Here is a 15,456-nt window from a genome sequence, read left to right on the forward strand (position 1 = left end):
AAAGAGATTGTTCTATGCCATTAATTATCTTAAAATTAGTAACCTAAGTTTATGTATTATTTCTAAGCATAAACGCTAATGCGAGTCTGGCTCACGGTATCTTACCGAGGGTATCAGCACTTCGTTCACCTTAAATAGGCCTCGTTAATGGATACAACTCTTATACTCTTTATTGCCACCGCGTTCAGTTTTGGCATGTTAGTTAATCTTACGGGGTTACCACCTATGGTTGGTTTCCTATTAGCGGGTTTTGCGCTTAATTTTTATGGCTTTGAAGCGACGGAAGGCCTACAAACATTTGCAGATCTTGGCGTTACTTTGCTGTTGTTCTCGATTGGTTTGAAATTAGATATTCGTACCTTGTTTAAAGCTGAGGTATGGGGCGGGGCAAGTGTGCACATCTTTGCCAGCATTGCTTTTTATGCGGTGGTATTGTTTATTTTAAAACAGGTCGGTTTGACCTTCTTCACCAACCTCGATACCTTCTCACTGGTATTGGTTGCCTTTGCATTGAGTTTTTCAAGTACGGTATTTGCAGTTAAAATTCTTGAAGAAAAGAGTGAGACTAACTCGCTCTATGGGCGTATCGCGATTGGTATCCTGATCATGCAGGACATTTTTGCAGTGGTATTTTTAACGGTATCTGTCGGTAAGATCCCATCATTATTTGCGGTAATTCTGTTAGCGCTACCATTGATTAGACCTTTGTTGTTCAAATTATTAGACCGCGTTGGTCATGGTGAACTATTGGTCTTGTACGGTATTTTCCTTGCGTTAGTACTGGGTGCGGGACTGTTTGAATCTGTTGGTATGAAAGCCGATTTAGGTGCCTTGATTGCCGGTATGTTATTAGCGGGTCATGCAAGTGCGAAACAGATGGCAAGAGCGCTGTTTAATATGAAAGAAATGCTGTTGGTTTGTTTCTTCTTGAGTATTGGCTTGGGTGGGCTGCCAACCATTGATCACTTGTTCGTCGCGGTGATCTTAGCGGTGGTTCTGTTTGGTAAAATAGCATTGTACTTCGTTACCTTAGCTAAATTTAAACTACGCGCGCGTACATCTCTGTTTGCGGCATTCTCACTGGCTAACTACAGTGAATTTGGTTTGATTGTAGCGGCACTGGCGACGTATAAAGGTTGGTTATCACAGGATTGGTTGATTATCACTGCACTGGCCGTATCATTGAGCTTTGTCATTGCTTCGTTATTAAATAAATACGCTGATGATATTTATAACCGCTTTACTAACAAGTTAGCGCGTTTTCAGGCGACAGTATTGCACATTGAAGATCGCCCTGTGTCGCTAGGTGACGCGGAAATATTAGTCATGGGGATGGGTCGTATCGGTGCGGGTGCTTATGATGAATTGAAAACTCAATACGGTGATAAAGTTTTAGGCCTTGATTACAATAACCAAAAGACCTTGAATCATGTTGAATTAGGCCGCCGTGTGATCACCGGTGATGCATTGGATACGGACTTTTGGAATAAGCTAGAAATGACTGACAACATCAAATTGGTGTTATTGGCGATGCCTGATCACCATGGTAACCACTATGCGGCAGAGCAATTACAGAAAATGGATCGTTGTGGTTTTCAAGTGGCCGCACTGGCACATTTTAAAAGTGATGAAGATGAGCTAAAAGCATTGGGGGTTAATCCGGTTTTCAACATGTACCAGGAAGCGGGTGCTGGTTTTGCTCATCATATTTGCGCTGAGTTACAGATCCCTGTTACTGGAGTACAGGCTAAATAGATACATTTGGTTGCTGCTATAACAGGCTATGATTAATGAAGGGCTGTTATAAAGGTGACAACTGTGGATAACAAGGGGATTCAAATTACGGTTTATTATGATGGGGCTTGTCCGCGTTGTGTGAAAGACCGTGATAATTATCTGAAACTTGCTGGTCGTAATGCCCAGCAAGTATATTGGTTCGATATAACGGGGCAGGAGTCGGTGTTACTCACGTTGGGTATAGATCCAATAAAAGCCTTAACTGAGTTGCATGTCAAAACAAGTGATGGTCGGATAGTATCTGAATTGGATGCTTATATTGAATTAATGTTGAGGGTACCGTTATTACGGCCTTTAGCTTACCTCATAGGTTTACCACTACTCAGACCTATGTTGGCGCGTACTTATCATTATCTCGTGAGCCAACGACTTAAACGTAGTGGTCGTTGGCCACACTAACTTTATCTATTCACGAGAGTATTTAACTAGGCATCCCCTGCATCGACACGTTTTTGGTTTGCGCCAATCATGTTGTAGATATCATATCGCCAAAAACCAATCCATTCGTGCAGAGCAAAGTCAGTCAGGGCAAAATTATAACCTAGTGGCAGCCATGATACTTGTGCTGACATATAATCGGCTCTGATAGGCGTTGCACGTACGCCGAAGTGTTCAAAATACAGCTGGCTGCGTTTGATGTGTAATCCTGATGAAACTAACACAGTATTGTCGAAATTACCCTTACTGAGTATTTCACTGGTAAATTGCGCATTTTGCCACGTGTTAAGGCTGTTTGCTTCGGTAATAATGTCAGCAGAGTTAATGCCAATTTTCACTAAACGTTGTTTATAAACAACTGCTTCTGTCGTGCCTAATTTATGGGTATCACCACCACTGACAATGATCTTACATTGCTGTTCTTCGCCTATGCATTCGTTGTAAAGCTTTGCGGCCTCGTAGATACGTCCAAAAGCATGGAAAGGCGGTTCGATATTATTAACCTTATTCGCAGTATCATCAATATGGTCATCGACTTTTTCTAAACCTGCGCCGAGTACAATAATGGCGTTATTATTTTGCCATTGTATTGTTGGCTTTTGCGCGTAATCCTGCTGAAGTTTATCCAGTAAATACTTAGGAATAACGCCTGTACTGATGAGTAGAGTGAGTAACACCGTGATGCATAATACGACTGACTTGGTGCGGTGACAGTTAAAGAAACGCAGTAATAAAAAGATGATAATAAGTAAAGAGATAAGCAGCAGGCTCATTGATTTTCCTTGTTGAAGTACGAAAACACAGAATTTCATCGCAGTATAAAGCAATAAAATAATTTATCATTGTTTAGGCGTCTGGTCGGATGCTTTTAAATAACTGAAATTTAATATTAATATGAGTATCTTGCTCTTATACTGTGGCACATAAGCTTAATTAAGGACTGATTATGGATAATTCAACACGACAGGGATATTTGGCTGCATTTGGCGCAGTGCTGATCTGGTCAGGGTTTATTTTAGTGTCACGCATGGGCGGGATCAGCGAGTTGTTGTCTTATGATGTTATAGCCATTCGTTATGTCACGTGTGCGGCTTTAGTGTTTCCTTTCTGGCTGTTTAGATTTCGATTCAAATTGTGGCAACCCAAGTTTATTATCTGCAGCCTATTTGGCGGCTTGGGCTATGCGTTATTTGCTTTCCAAGGTTTTGAAACCACACCGGGTTCGCAATCTGCGGTGTTGCTACCTGGCTTGATCCCGGTGATGATTATTACGTTGTCTGTGGTGATGAATAAGCAAAAACACCCTTGGAGTAAATGGCTCGGCGTTGGCATTATTACGCTGGGCATTGTTGTGTTGTTTTTACAAGAGTTTCTTGCTCAAGGGATGTTATCTATTGGTCATTTAAGTTTGACTGGCGCGGCGTTCTGCTGGGGCATATTTTCGGTGTTGTTAAGCCGCTGGCAAGTCACGCCTTGGCAAGCGACCGCGAGCCTCGCTATGATCACCTGCAGCATTTACATGCCGATTTATTTGCTGTTTCTACCGACTAATATCAGCTTGGAATTGATTAACGCTGGATTGTGGCGCGATATGTTACTGCAAAGCTTTTATCAGGGGTTCATGGCGACCATAGTTCAAATGCTGTTGTATGTACGCGCGGTGCAGATTATTGGCGCTGCGAATATGGGTACTATGATGGCAATGGTACCCGTGATTGCTGGTATCAGTGCGCTGTTTGTGTTTGATGAACCAGTTAAGCTGAGCTTGCTTATTGCGATGGCGGCGGTAAGTATCGGCGTTTGGTTTGCGAATACCCAGTATTTTAATCGTGGGTAGGGGATGGACTGAATTTTAATATAGCAAACATGTTAAACTGAGTCGGCTATTTAATAACATGAACAAATCAATGATAAGGAATAAAATGGAAATTAGCATCGACGATATTATGAATATGGAGATAGAAACACCACCTCCGCTAGCTGTTCAAGAAAATATCGTTGAAGACATCACACGATTAATGTCTGAAGGTAAAAGTCAGGCCGAAGTGCTTCATTTAGTATTTGGATATTCTAAGATGGGCAATAAAGTTAGCTAAGTCTTAGATTTACAAAAGAGGATCAAAACAGCTAAAGAAAAGCACCAAAAGCTATACAATACTCGAGTTGCAAGATCGCAGCATGGATACTCATTCACAGAAAACTTCAAAGTAGTCACATATGTTTAAAGATTTTGATTTCACCACAGAATACACCCTCGACAAGCCCTTTTTTGCTGAGTGTTATGGTCAAACTAACCGTCCTGCTAAATTTCCAAAAGCCTATTTTAAAGGAATAATTTTTCTTATTTTTGGTGTGGTTTTAGTGAAGTTTGAGCTATTGCCCAGCGGTTACGTTGGTTGGTTCTTTATTGCTTTGAGTATCATTGAGGCGTTCAGTATTTATTTTAAGAGAAGCTGGTGGTTATGCCGACAAAAGTTCAGCTTGAACTCAGGCAGTAAAGTGGTATTTCAGGGTGACGCTAACGGTGTGAGTTATAAAAACGGTAAAAACACCCGCAATATCGCATGGACTGAAATCGACCAACTTCAACAAACCGATTTAGGGTTTATCCTTCATATGGGAAAACAGCGCCAATACGTCAGTAAATCTTGCTTAAGTGATGAAGTGATTGCGTTCATGGTAGAGCAGCACGCAGTATCAAAAATGAACTAGCGTCAATGCGTGCAAAATAGAGGTAATACAGCGAATACGGTCAGGCCTTGCATTTTGCTTTTGATAAAAGTCGTTTAGTTTCTAGCTAAGGGTGTAGTGGATGAGAGGATTTGGCTAGCCACATATAGGCTAGCTGAATAATTTTCAGTCCATTCGGGTAATAAAGGTTTGCTCGTCATCCACAAAAGCTACAAAGCCGCCGTGATGATAAATACCCGACCACGCCCTTCAACTAGGCAGGCAAGCTGTGGGTTCAAATCTTCTTCGTTATCCTGGCTTTGAAAAGTGCCGGTATCGGTAATTACGCCCCTGAGTGTAGGCAAATATCCATAAGTGCGCTTGGCTTGATCAATCAGGTTCAATTCGCTGGCGGTAGAGAAGCAAAAGGTGATCGCACCAGCTTCTTCGATAAATATAGTTTTCAGTTCTTCAAAAGCTGTAATCACCAGCCAGTCGATGCCGTTAACATGATGGATTAACATAGAGTTTCTCGGTTATTTTGGTGCGGAGATTTTATCACTATTAGGGGATAATGTCGTAGAGATTTAGTTGCTAAAGTTATTTCCGGACATTCATTAGGTCAACTTGAAACACGTCTTTGTTCATCTCCTTCCAACTACAGTGCTCACTCGATGAGGCGAACCAAAGCGACATTAGTCTATGCAAAAACGAAAAATATTCGAGCGGTGCAGCTTTTACTGGAACATACAAAGGTAGAAACACGATCCGCTACCTTGGCGTTGAATTAGAAGACGCATTGTTACTTTCAGAAGGTACTGATTGTTAGTCGAAAGGAACCCTATTTTGTTGGGGGCCAATTAACCGCGATTCTGACAAATTCTTGCCCCAAAGTGGCTTAGAGTATCTACTCACCAAGTATTTATCCACATCAATTTACCATACATTTTATCATGCAAAATTTACCAACTAAGTTAATCCTACTTATGTGTAATGAAAAAACTAAATAGGCTGATTTTATACAGCGTTATTGATATTTCGGTGAACGCAGTCTCAATTTTTCAAAATGCAGTCAGCTTTATCTTGTAGACTCAGTTTAATGTCAATATAATCAATTATATAGTTAGCCTTGTATATAACTTATAAGGTTAAATAAATAATTTACAGGACGGTTCATTTTCCCATAAACATGTGATTAATAAATTTGAAGTATAATCTAATTTTATTGAGGTGAATTAATTTGAAAAATCAAGAGTCCTGTTATACAAATGCTATGTTTAAAAGGCTTATGACTACACCTCAAATACGTTACATTTTATTGTTGCCAGTTATTTTTTCTATAATGTGGTACGAGAAAGGGTTTGATATAGCCGTCACGTGCATCTGGATTGCAACGTACATGATTGCTGGCCTTTATGTTTCTATGAAAGCGGTGGGAGGTACTTGGATTAAAAACCCCTTGGTTGCGCCATGGCAATACTTAGGTTTAACTTACTGCTTTTTATATGCCATTTATTGGTCTGTGGTGATTGGCTTAGACCGAAAGATGGTGCTTTTGTTAAGCCCATTTATCTTTGCTTGTGTGATAGTCTTTATAGTAAAATTTTTCGTACGCCTTGAACAGAATTAAACATGACAAACAGCTAAATTAAGCTTCACCAAGTTGTCACGCCATTTTCGTGAAAATCGTCCGCCCAGCATTTACTTCACATATTAGCTGGACGTTAATCTCAATTTAGGCATATTTTCTGTAATGCTAACACTACTATTTAAAGTTTAAACTCCAAGCCAAACTCCTCAAAAACCAACACTGCCAATAGCATAAATACTATATCTCAGGTAAAGTTATTACCTCTAAAGTAATGCAGGATGCAACACTATGCCGTATATCAATATTAAAATCACTGATGAACAAGTCACTAAAGAGCAAAAAGCCCAGTTAATCGCAGGGGCAACGCAATTGCTGGTGGATGTATTAGGGAAGAATCCGAAAACCACCGTTGTCGTGATCGATGAAGTGAATACGGATAACTGGGGTATCGGTGGCGAAGTGGTGACTGAACTCCGCCAAAAAGCTAAAACTTAACGTTATAGATCGTTATATAAAGCCGCCATAAATTACCCAAGCCGCTTGGCAATAGCCTCTATGGCCATCGTCACGCCAATCGGCACCGCAGCTTGATAAGAATGCAATGCATAGACATTGACCTTGTCGAGTTGATGGTCTGGTAACAGCTCTGCCAATGTATTGTTATGCTTGGCAAAGATAAAGTCCGGAATAATACCAACACCAAAACCTTGTTCTAGCATACTCAAACAGGTGGGCAGGGTATTAGCCTTATGATGGGTTTTAAAATTAAGTTCAACGCGTGGTGTGCCATTCCTATTTGAGCCACTTTTATCACTGCGACTGTTCTTACGACTAAAGCTGTGATGAATCGATTTTTCTTGCCAGTGATTAGCAACGTATCTGATATTCTCCACTTCTAATGCCGCTATATCTGCTTGGTGGTTGTTAATCGTTGCGACTGAACCACACAGCACATCCCTAAAGTCACCAATACGTTTTTGTTTGAGGTTACTTACCTTTGATTCGCCAACGCGTATTGCTATATCAATGCCTTCTTGCATCAAGTCAGAGCGACCATCATGGCTAATCAGTTCCAGCTCAACATCAGGATAGGCATGAAAGACTTCGTGCAGCGCAGGCAACACCAAATGATCCATTAACGCATGTGGTGCAGTGATCTTAATTAACCCTTGCGGGGAAACTTGCAATTGCTGAGCGTCTTGCCAAGCTTGCTCGGCAAGTTCATGCATGGTGCAGCATTGTTGATAAAAGTGCTCACCTGCGGTTGTCAGGCTCTGCTTACGCGTAGTACGTTTAAGCAAGGTAACAGCAAGCTCTGACTCCAATTGTTTAAGGTGTTGGCTGACAACCGACTTCGATACGTCTAGCTTTTCTGCTGCTTTGGTTATCGAACCGAGTTTGACGACATACATGAATACCGTCATCTGTTTCAATTTACTCATGGTTTATGCTTACCTAATATCATTTAGCGCTGTTGGTTATGACTATTGGCTACGGCTATTGTTCTGTTTATTTTAACAGTGTTTTCTAATTAGTCTGTTTTTGTTTGTTAATTATAACGCTAAAGTAACGCCATACACTTATATAACAGCCAGATACTTCATCGGAGCAAGAACAATGACACAAGATCAAATCTTAGCAGCATGTAAAACAGCAATCACAGCATGGCAGACCGCTTTTAACCATCAAGATGCAGCAGGTTGTGCTGCGCAATATGAAGAAGGGACTGTGATGCACGCGCGTCCGTTTGGCACATTCACTGGTCGTGAAGAGATCCAAACATTTTGGCAAGGTATCATAGATCAAGGTTTTAACGATGTTGATTACACAGACGTTGAATGGGTAGCGATGAATGACGACAGCTATGTATTAACAGCTAAATGGACAATGAATAAAGCATTTGGCGAAGTTCACCACGAACAATGGCGTATTCAAGCAGATGGCAGCGCGTTATTAGCGGCTGATGACTTTGAAGTACAAGGAGAACGCTAAACACTATTTTCAGTGTTAGTTTGAGACAGTATTTTGTAGAATGAAAAAAGACGAGCGATAGCAATATCACTCGTCTTTTTATACTTGGATCACAGGTATAGCAGCGTGATAGCTGTATTGAGAACAGCCTATGAGGTTGGGTCTATGGTGCCAGCAATTGAATTGTTCGTTCTAAACCAGCCTGCAATTGAATAACGCTCAGACTCAGCTGCAAGTACTTCATGTGGAAAACGTTCACTTTCAAATACCACCAAGGTACCTGCTTTTGGTGATACGCGTGCGATCACATCATCTGAATCTTGTGCATAGACAAGTAACTCGCCGCCAGCATCTGGTGTATTGAGATAGCAGACAGTCGTAAACACGCGGTTAGATTTACCTTTAAACGCATCCAGATGTTTTTGATAAAAGTCACCGACTTCATATTTTGCGTAATGACATTCGTAATCAAACAAGCCTAAGTAAAAATTGCGATTAACTTCCAGTCTAATCTCATCCGTTAGCGCCATGAAATCAGCTTGTGCAGGACTTGATCCTGTTAACCATAGCGTCTTATCTTTGCGTATTTGTTTGTTTAATTGTGAATCTTGATGACGACCTATACCTGCCGCTTTAAAATCAGGTTGGTTTTCAAGACAATCTGCCAGTAATGCTTCAATAACACCTTCTGGAAATGCATCTTCGATGACTGCGTAGCCATGCTCATGGATATTATCTAAAATGGTATCCATCGTTGCACGAAAGTTATTTTTTGAGGTTATTTGTTCTGTTTCCACATTGGTCATTTATGTGAGGTGATGATGGCTGCATTATACCCAGTTTCATCCACATAAATATGATAAAAAATAACTATTGTAGAGATAGGTATCTAGACTAAAAGCTAAGTATCTGAATTTGATAACTGAAATGCGAATAACAAGCTGTTACAGTAGTCTATTTACATATGCTAACAGCTAAGCATGTAAGGAACCTGAAAATGGTGAACTGGCCAGCAGTGATCAAGTATCACGGTGAAGATGAACTTGTTCATGTTGAGTCATTGACGGAGTGGTTAAATGACGCAGACTTGAACCAACCTAATTATGAAACAGAAGACCGGTTAATCGATGGCTCAGGCGCTACTTTTTTATTGCCTACGACTAACAGTGTGGCAGTCTATGGCCAGTTTTCGAGTTTGAACAAACCAATTCAAGTGACTGAGTTTGTCGAGTTAGTGCGTAAGCATGCTGCCATTGAAAATTATTGTTGTTCAGCAAAGATAAACGCCAAGACCCATCAGCAAGTGATTGCGATGGTCAAAGAAATCAATGCACTTTAGATTGGAGTTTTAGTCATGGACGAACATGTCGTTATTTTAATGATCGCCTTAATTGTTTTGTTTTATGGTTTCATTTCCAAAAAACTTGCACAGTATGATATATCCGGTCCTATGGTGTTTACCGTATTGGGACTTATTTTTTCACCGTTTGGATTGAACATTACCGCGGTGGAAATTGATGCTGAATTTGTCACTGTCCTGGTGGAAATTGCACTGGTGCTGGTATTATTTAGTGATGCGGCATTATTAGATCTTAAGTTACTCCGACGTTCGTGGCAGATACCCGCAAGGTTACTCTTTATCGGCCTGCCTTTGACCATTATTACTGGCACAGCTGTTGCAGTGTGGTTATTCCCAGAGCAACCGCTCACTTATATGATTTTACTCGCGTTGCTATTAACGCCAACGGATGCGGCGTTAGGTAAAGCGGTGGTGTCTGACCCGAAAGTCCCTAAAGTTATTCGCTCGAGTATCAATGTCGAGAGTGGCTTAAACGATGGCATTGTATTCCCTGTAATATTGACGGTTGTGGCGCTGATAACCAGTGGCTTAACCAAAGCTGATGATTATGGTTGGGTTTGGTATGTGATCGAGCAAATCGTTTTTGGTATGTTGGTCGGTGGCGTTGTTGGTTATCTTGGGGCTAAGCTATTAAATAAAGCGATTCAATTTAATTGGATAGAAGAAAGCTATCAAAACTTGATCCCGATAGCCTTGGCGATCTTAGCCTTCTACCTTGCTGAACTTTTACTGGGTAATGGCTTTATCGCCGCGTTTTTTGCTGGTTTATACATTGGCAATACCAGTCAACAAGCGCGGGAGCATATTGAAGAATTTGCAGAGAGTGAAGGGGAGCTATTTATCCTCATTAGCTTCTTTTTGTTTGGGCTCGCGTTTGTACCATTAACACTACATGATATTAGTTTGAATGTGATTATCTATGCGCTATTGAGTCTAACTGTATTGCGTATGGCTCCTGTTATTATCGCATTGCTCGGCACAAAACTAGACTTGTCGAGTCGTATCTTCATTGCTTGGTTTGGTCCCCGTGGTATTGCCTCTATCTTATATGTGTTGATTGTTGCGCATAACGTCGGCGATATTGGAGGATTTGACGTTGTTTATGCCACAGTAACGATTACGATTCTAATGAGTATTTTTGCACATGGACTTAGCGCACAACCTTTCGCAAATTTATACAGTAAACATCATCGAAATCAGCCTTAGCGTTATTGATGTACTAGTATGATGTAAGAAATTGAATCATTTATGTATTTTTGGAGAGGTTATGCACTCAAACTCACGGATGAAAATGTTTGTTGCCGTTACTTGGATGGTTGCTATTACGCTATCAAGCATGAGTGCGTTGTTGTTTTATCAGCATGAAACTAAAACGATAGCACATGAATTTCAAAAAGATGTCGATGAACGTGCCGCATCCATTTATCGTGAATTGCTCATTAATTTTGAAACATTAAGATCGCTTGCTATTTTATTTAGTGGCGACGATATGCCTGAATATAAGCGCTTTAACGTAGAAGCTGAGCGTATTCTGCAGCGTCATGATGATATTCAAGCATTTGAATGGATCCCACGTGTTAGTGATGAATCACGCCTGCAACATGTGAAAAATAATAAACAAAATTTCCCCAGCTATCAGCTTCGGCAACTAGATGAACAAGGAGTGATGAAGGCGGCAACAGTCAGAGATGAATACTATCCGGTCACTTTTGTTACCCCGCTAATAGGTAACGAAACGGCGTTAGGGTTTGACGTGTCCTCAAACTTGAAACGTTTGAAAACTTTAGAGAAATCGAGAGATTCAGGCCAAGCACTTGCAAGTTCGAGTATCAGTCTAGTGCAAGATAGTGGTAAAGAACGAGGCTTCTTAGCATTCTTGCCCATTTACCGTGGTGAGTCCGCTAATATTAGTGAGCGTCAAAATAATTTGCTGGGTTTTGTACTCGGTGTTTATCGTATTAAGGATATTTTTACCAGTTCGGCATTAAGTAATAAAGCCATTGGTATTCAAATGACATTGGTTGATAAAACTTCAAGAGCAGGCCCTGAGATCTTGTATCGGCATCAATCCCGAATTCATTCTGCTATCGATGATAATCTGACTTACCGTAAAGATTTACCTGCAATCTGGGGACGTAAGTGGTGCCTGATGGCGCGGCCGACCGTTGCTTATATTGAATCAAGAAGAAGTATTCTCCCACAATTAATTTTTATTGTCGGACTTGGGTTAACATTGTTGATGATGTGGTATATCCGCACTAATACTCAGCGAACAGAGATCATTAAATCACTCGTGAAAAAGAAGACAAATGAGCTGATTGAAGCGAACAATAAACTCGAGCTATTATCTCGCACAGATGAACTGACTTGTATTGCCAATCGCCGTCTACTTGATGAGACGTTGGATAAAGAATGGTTAAGAGCGTTAAGAAGTAATGCTAAGCTGGCATTTATTCTTATCGATATCGATTTTTTCAAACAATACAACGATAATTATGGCCATGTAATGGGGGATGAATGCTTAAAACAAGTCGGCTTAGCGCTAAGCGATGTTTCTCGTCGCTCTAGTGATTTGGCTGCGCGTTATGGTGGTGAAGAATTTGCATTAGTACTCGCGGATACTGATAATGCCGAAGCGGTTGCTGAGGCATGTCGGGTCGCGGTTATTAACCTTGATATACCACATTCTTTTTCGGATTGTGCGCAGACAGTGACTGTTAGTGTTGGCGTATCTGTATGTCGACCAGAATTAAATACGCATCATTATAGTTTGGTTGAGTCGGCTGATAGCGCACTTTATAGAGCCAAAGATCTTGGTCGGAACCGTGTGTGTAGTGCAATCGTTGAGGGCAGTGTAACAGCTGAGGGCTCACGGGCTAAAATCAATGCATATAACAAACTTACTTTAGTTAAATAATTAGGTAATAAGAAAATGAGTATGATCACACGGCTGCATTATTTTAATTGTGTTGTCGAAACAGGCAGTATCTCTGCGGCAAGTCGTTTTTTCGATGTGCAACCTTCATCTATATCAAGACAACTCGCGGCGTTAGAGGCTGAACTCGGTATTCGTTTACTCAACCGCACTACGCGTAATATCGGTTTAACAGAGGCGGGTTCAACTTATTATCACTATTCACAACGCATCGTTGCTGAACTGGATGAAGCTAATCGCGCGGTGAATGACTTACAGCAAAGCCCAAAAGGTAATTTAAAAGTCAGCATGACAGTGGGTTTTGGAGAATCGTGTGTATTACCACTAGTACCGGGGTTTATGCAGACTTATCCCGATGTAAATATTGAGTTAGAGCTGACAGAAAGAGTGGTTGATTTAGTCGAGGACAATGCCGATATCGCCATTCGCAGTGGCCGCATTCCAGATTCTAACCTGATTGCCAGTAAGTTAGCTGATAATGATTTTTTGTTGTGTGCAACACCGCAATACTTAGCCACACATGGCACGCCTGAAATGCCGGATGATTTAATCAATTTTAACTGTATTTGTTATGGTTATAGTGGCTGGCGTGATTGGTATTTGATGGATGATAAACCGCGTAAGCTTGCTATCAAAGAAGGCTTGATTGTCAATTCAGTGAATGGTCAAAAGCAATTAGTATTAAACCATGCCGGTTTGGTGTTAGCTGCACGCTGGGCGGTGAATAGTGAGTTAATCAATGGCAGTTTGGTGCAAGTACTCGCGCAACACCGTTTTAGTCCTTATGAAAGACTAAGTTCAACGTATGCGCTGTACTTAAAGCGAGATCTTATTTCCCCTAAAATTAGGGTGTTTTTAGATTATCTTAAACAACACTTATGATACTAACCTGGTTTACGATTATTAAAATCGAGTGTTAAAATCAAGAGTTAGAAGGTTAAGCCCAAGGCTGCTAGCGATTTAGAGTTGGTATTAATATCATCGGCTTCACGCTCGACTAACTCTGTTTGTTGTAAGTTGTGCTGTGAAGCATCGCTGATATTGACGATATTACGGCTGATCTCTTGCGACACCATATTCTGTTCTTCTGACGCACTAGATATTTGGATCGCAAGATCTGAAATATCGGTGATAGCACCATATACATTTTGCATCATGGTTTGAGTTCGCTGCGATTCACCGACACACAATTCGGCAGACTCTTTACCTTGTTGCATGGTTGCGGACCATTTTACTAACGTTTGTTGGATCTCGTTAATCGAGGTTTGAATTTGCTCTGTGGCTTTATGGCTACGAGTCGATAATGCTCTCACTTCATCGGCAACAACCGAAAATCCACGTCCATGTTCACCAGCACGCGCTGCTTCAATAGCAGCATTCAATGCTAATAGATTAGTTTGGTCTGCAATGCCGCGGATCTCTAACATGATCGCGCTGATTTTCTGAGCTTCATCAGATAGCATGCTCGCTGATGCGGCAGACTGTGCAACATCCGTGGCGAGTTGGCCTACCTGTAACATGGTCTCTGACATGGCTTTGGTGGCATTTTCACAATCGTCGTGGGCGAGCTGTACTTTCTCTGATGTTAATAGTGTATTTTGCGATACCTCGGCAATCGTTGATGCCATTTCTGTTACTGCTGTGGCGACTTGATGCAATTCAGCTGTTTCTTGCTCTACACCTTCTTTCGCTCGATGCGCGGCAGAGGTGAGGTTATCAGCTCCTGTTTCTAGTGCGCGACTGCTATCAACCACGCGGCCTAGAATAGTTTGGATCTTGCCTTCTTCAATCTTAAGCTGAAAATCGACAATACCTTGTGGTTTAAAACCCGAAAATACATAGCGTGAGACACTGTCGTAACCTTGTTTCAAGCTGGTAAAGTAGCGTGGTACTGTGATCAACTCATTATAGAATATGATAAAAGGCAGTAAGGGTAATGCGATGTTTAAATAAGGCATGCTCAGACCGAAAAACAAGATCAATGCGCTGATGATAGAAAACGCCAGTGGTTTTAATACTGGACGCTGATACCACTTAAATAAACTTTTACCGTTATTGATGGTAGCGTAGGCTGATTCTGCTCTTTGTTTATCTTGTAGGGCTAGTTTTTTTCGAACTGATTGGTAACCCACTAATTGGCCTTGCTCATAGATTGGGGTAACGAAGGCATCAACCCAATAATAGCGCCCATCTTTACAGCGGTTTTTAACTGCGCCGCGCCAAGGTTTACCGGCTTGTAGGTTAGTCCAAAGGTCTTTAAAGGCTGCTGCGGGCATATCTGGGTGGCGGACAATATTATGATTTTTACCGACTAATTCACCAAGTTCAAAACCTGCGACTTGGCAGAATGTGGCGTTAGCGTATGTAATGATCCCCCGATTATCGGTGGTAGAAACTAATTCATCTTGCACATCAAATGAAACTTCTTCATTAATGACCTGAGTGTTTCTTTTATTCATTACTTGTTTATCTCCATTGTCGCCGCATCACGCATATTAAACCGGTATTTAATATGCCTCTTAATAGGGTGCATGATACCTTAAATTTTTTGATAATAGCGGTTCAAAAGTTAAATTTGTGTAAATATATTATTACTCACTATATTATTGTTCACTATTTTTAAATCAAGGCTTTAGCAGGACAGTATTTATAATAATGTTAATACTATTTTATTGAACAGGGTGTTAAGCAGAG

At 41.0% G+C, this 15,456-nt stretch carries 16 protein-coding genes and 2 pseudogenes; 13 read left to right on the top strand and 5 right to left on the bottom strand.

All coding sequences use genetic code 11. The annotated features are described in order from the left end of the window. Window positions 1–147: 147 nt before the first annotated feature. Window positions 148–1,755: a cation:proton antiporter gene (locus JFU56_RS11105; protein ID WP_198437351.1), complete on the top strand. Its 1,608-nt coding sequence runs from the start codon at window positions 148–150 to the stop codon at window positions 1,753–1,755. Window positions 1,756–1,818: 63 nt separating this feature from the next. After that, window positions 1,819–2,196 (top strand): thiol-disulfide oxidoreductase DCC family protein, encoded by a 378-nt coding sequence (locus JFU56_RS11110; protein WP_198437352.1) that lies wholly within the window; start codon window positions 1,819–1,821, stop codon window positions 2,194–2,196. 26 nt (window positions 2,197–2,222) lie between these two features. Here the strand turns inward: JFU56_RS11110 and JFU56_RS11115 are convergent, their stop codons facing one another. Next, window positions 2,223–3,008 (bottom strand): YdcF family protein, encoded by a 786-nt coding sequence (locus JFU56_RS11115; protein WP_198437353.1) that lies wholly within the window; start codon window positions 3,006–3,008, stop codon window positions 2,223–2,225. Between the two features lie 173 nt (window positions 3,009–3,181). Here JFU56_RS11115 and JFU56_RS11120 point away from each other — a divergent pair, with 173 nt between their 5' ends. From JFU56_RS11120 to JFU56_RS11130, 3 genes are all read left to right on the top strand, one after another. After that, complete coding sequence (locus JFU56_RS11120) at window positions 3,182–4,072, top strand: DMT family transporter (protein WP_198437354.1); 891 nt, start codon at window positions 3,182–3,184, stop codon at window positions 4,070–4,072. A gap of 85 nt (window positions 4,073–4,157) precedes the next feature. Next, a complete protein-coding gene (locus tag JFU56_RS11125) occupies window positions 4,158–4,331 on the top strand; it encodes a hypothetical protein (RefSeq protein ID WP_198437355.1) in 174 nt (57 codons plus the stop codon). Window positions 4,332–4,452: 121 nt separating this feature from the next. Beyond that, on the top strand, window positions 4,453–4,947 hold the full coding sequence (locus tag JFU56_RS11130) for a YcxB family protein (RefSeq protein ID WP_198437356.1): 495 nt from the start codon (window positions 4,453–4,455) through the stop codon (window positions 4,945–4,947). Between the two features lie 144 nt (window positions 4,948–5,091). Here the strand turns inward: JFU56_RS11130 and JFU56_RS11135 are convergent. After that, window positions 5,092–5,429 (bottom strand): annotated as a pseudogene (locus JFU56_RS11135) (cytosolic protein). A gap of 135 nt (window positions 5,430–5,564) precedes the next feature. Here JFU56_RS11135 and JFU56_RS11140 point away from each other — a divergent pair. The 3 genes and pseudogenes from JFU56_RS11140 to JFU56_RS11150 form a co-directional block, all read left to right on the top strand. Further along, window positions 5,565–5,734, top strand: a pseudogene (locus JFU56_RS11140) (integrase); the annotation flags it as partial. 411 nt (window positions 5,735–6,145) lie between these two features. Then, a complete protein-coding gene (locus JFU56_RS11145; RefSeq protein WP_198437357.1) occupies window positions 6,146–6,535 on the top strand; it encodes a hypothetical protein in 390 nt (129 codons plus the stop codon). Between the two features lie 249 nt (window positions 6,536–6,784). After that, window positions 6,785–6,991: a 2-hydroxymuconate tautomerase family protein gene (locus JFU56_RS11150; RefSeq protein WP_019440535.1), complete on the top strand. Its 207-nt coding sequence runs from the start codon at window positions 6,785–6,787 to the stop codon at window positions 6,989–6,991. Window positions 6,992–7,023: 32 nt separating this feature from the next. On the opposite strand, the gene JFU56_RS11155 is transcribed toward JFU56_RS11150, so the two are convergent. Beyond that, window positions 7,024–7,938, bottom strand: a complete 915-nt coding sequence (locus JFU56_RS11155; protein ID WP_198437358.1) for a LysR family transcriptional regulator — start codon at window positions 7,936–7,938, stop codon at window positions 7,024–7,026. A 175-nt stretch (window positions 7,939–8,113) separates the two neighbouring features. Between JFU56_RS11155 and JFU56_RS11160 the strand changes: the two genes are divergently transcribed. Continuing rightward, window positions 8,114–8,488 (top strand): nuclear transport factor 2 family protein, encoded by a 375-nt coding sequence (locus tag JFU56_RS11160; protein ID WP_198437359.1) that lies wholly within the window; start codon window positions 8,114–8,116, stop codon window positions 8,486–8,488. A 128-nt stretch (window positions 8,489–8,616) separates the two neighbouring features. Here JFU56_RS11160 and JFU56_RS11165 read toward each other — a convergent pair whose 3' ends face one another. Further along, entirely contained in the window at window positions 8,617–9,273 is a 657-nt protein-coding gene (locus JFU56_RS11165) for a 2OG-Fe(II) oxygenase (protein WP_198437360.1), read from the bottom strand. Window positions 9,274–9,464: 191 nt separating this feature from the next. Between JFU56_RS11165 and JFU56_RS11170 the strand changes: the two genes are divergently transcribed. The 4 genes from JFU56_RS11170 (at window position 9,465) to JFU56_RS11185 (ending at window position 13,644) form a co-directional block, all read left to right on the top strand. Further along, complete coding sequence (locus JFU56_RS11170) at window positions 9,465–9,806, top strand: DUF4144 family protein (RefSeq protein WP_198437361.1); 342 nt, start codon at window positions 9,465–9,467, stop codon at window positions 9,804–9,806. Window positions 9,807–9,821: 15 nt separating this feature from the next. Then, on the top strand, window positions 9,822–11,033 hold the full coding sequence (locus JFU56_RS11175) for a sodium:proton antiporter (protein WP_198437362.1): 1,212 nt from the start codon (window positions 9,822–9,824) through the stop codon (window positions 11,031–11,033). A gap of 61 nt (window positions 11,034–11,094) precedes the next feature. Next, window positions 11,095–12,744, top strand: a complete 1,650-nt coding sequence (locus tag JFU56_RS11180; protein WP_198437363.1) for a diguanylate cyclase domain-containing protein — start codon at window positions 11,095–11,097, stop codon at window positions 12,742–12,744. A 15-nt stretch (window positions 12,745–12,759) separates the two neighbouring features. Beyond that, a complete protein-coding gene (locus JFU56_RS11185) occupies window positions 12,760–13,644 on the top strand; it encodes a LysR family transcriptional regulator (protein WP_198437364.1) in 885 nt (294 codons plus the stop codon). Between the two features lie 47 nt (window positions 13,645–13,691). Here the strand turns inward: JFU56_RS11185 and JFU56_RS11190 are convergent, their stop codons facing one another. Beyond that, a complete protein-coding gene (locus JFU56_RS11190; RefSeq protein ID WP_198437365.1) occupies window positions 13,692–15,221 on the bottom strand; it encodes a methyl-accepting chemotaxis protein in 1,530 nt (509 codons plus the stop codon). Window positions 15,222–15,456: the final 235 nt, after the last annotated feature.

The sequence above is a fragment of the Moritella sp. F3 genome (assembly GCF_015082335.1).
Classification (GTDB): domain Bacteria; phylum Pseudomonadota; class Gammaproteobacteria; order Enterobacterales; family Moritellaceae; genus Moritella.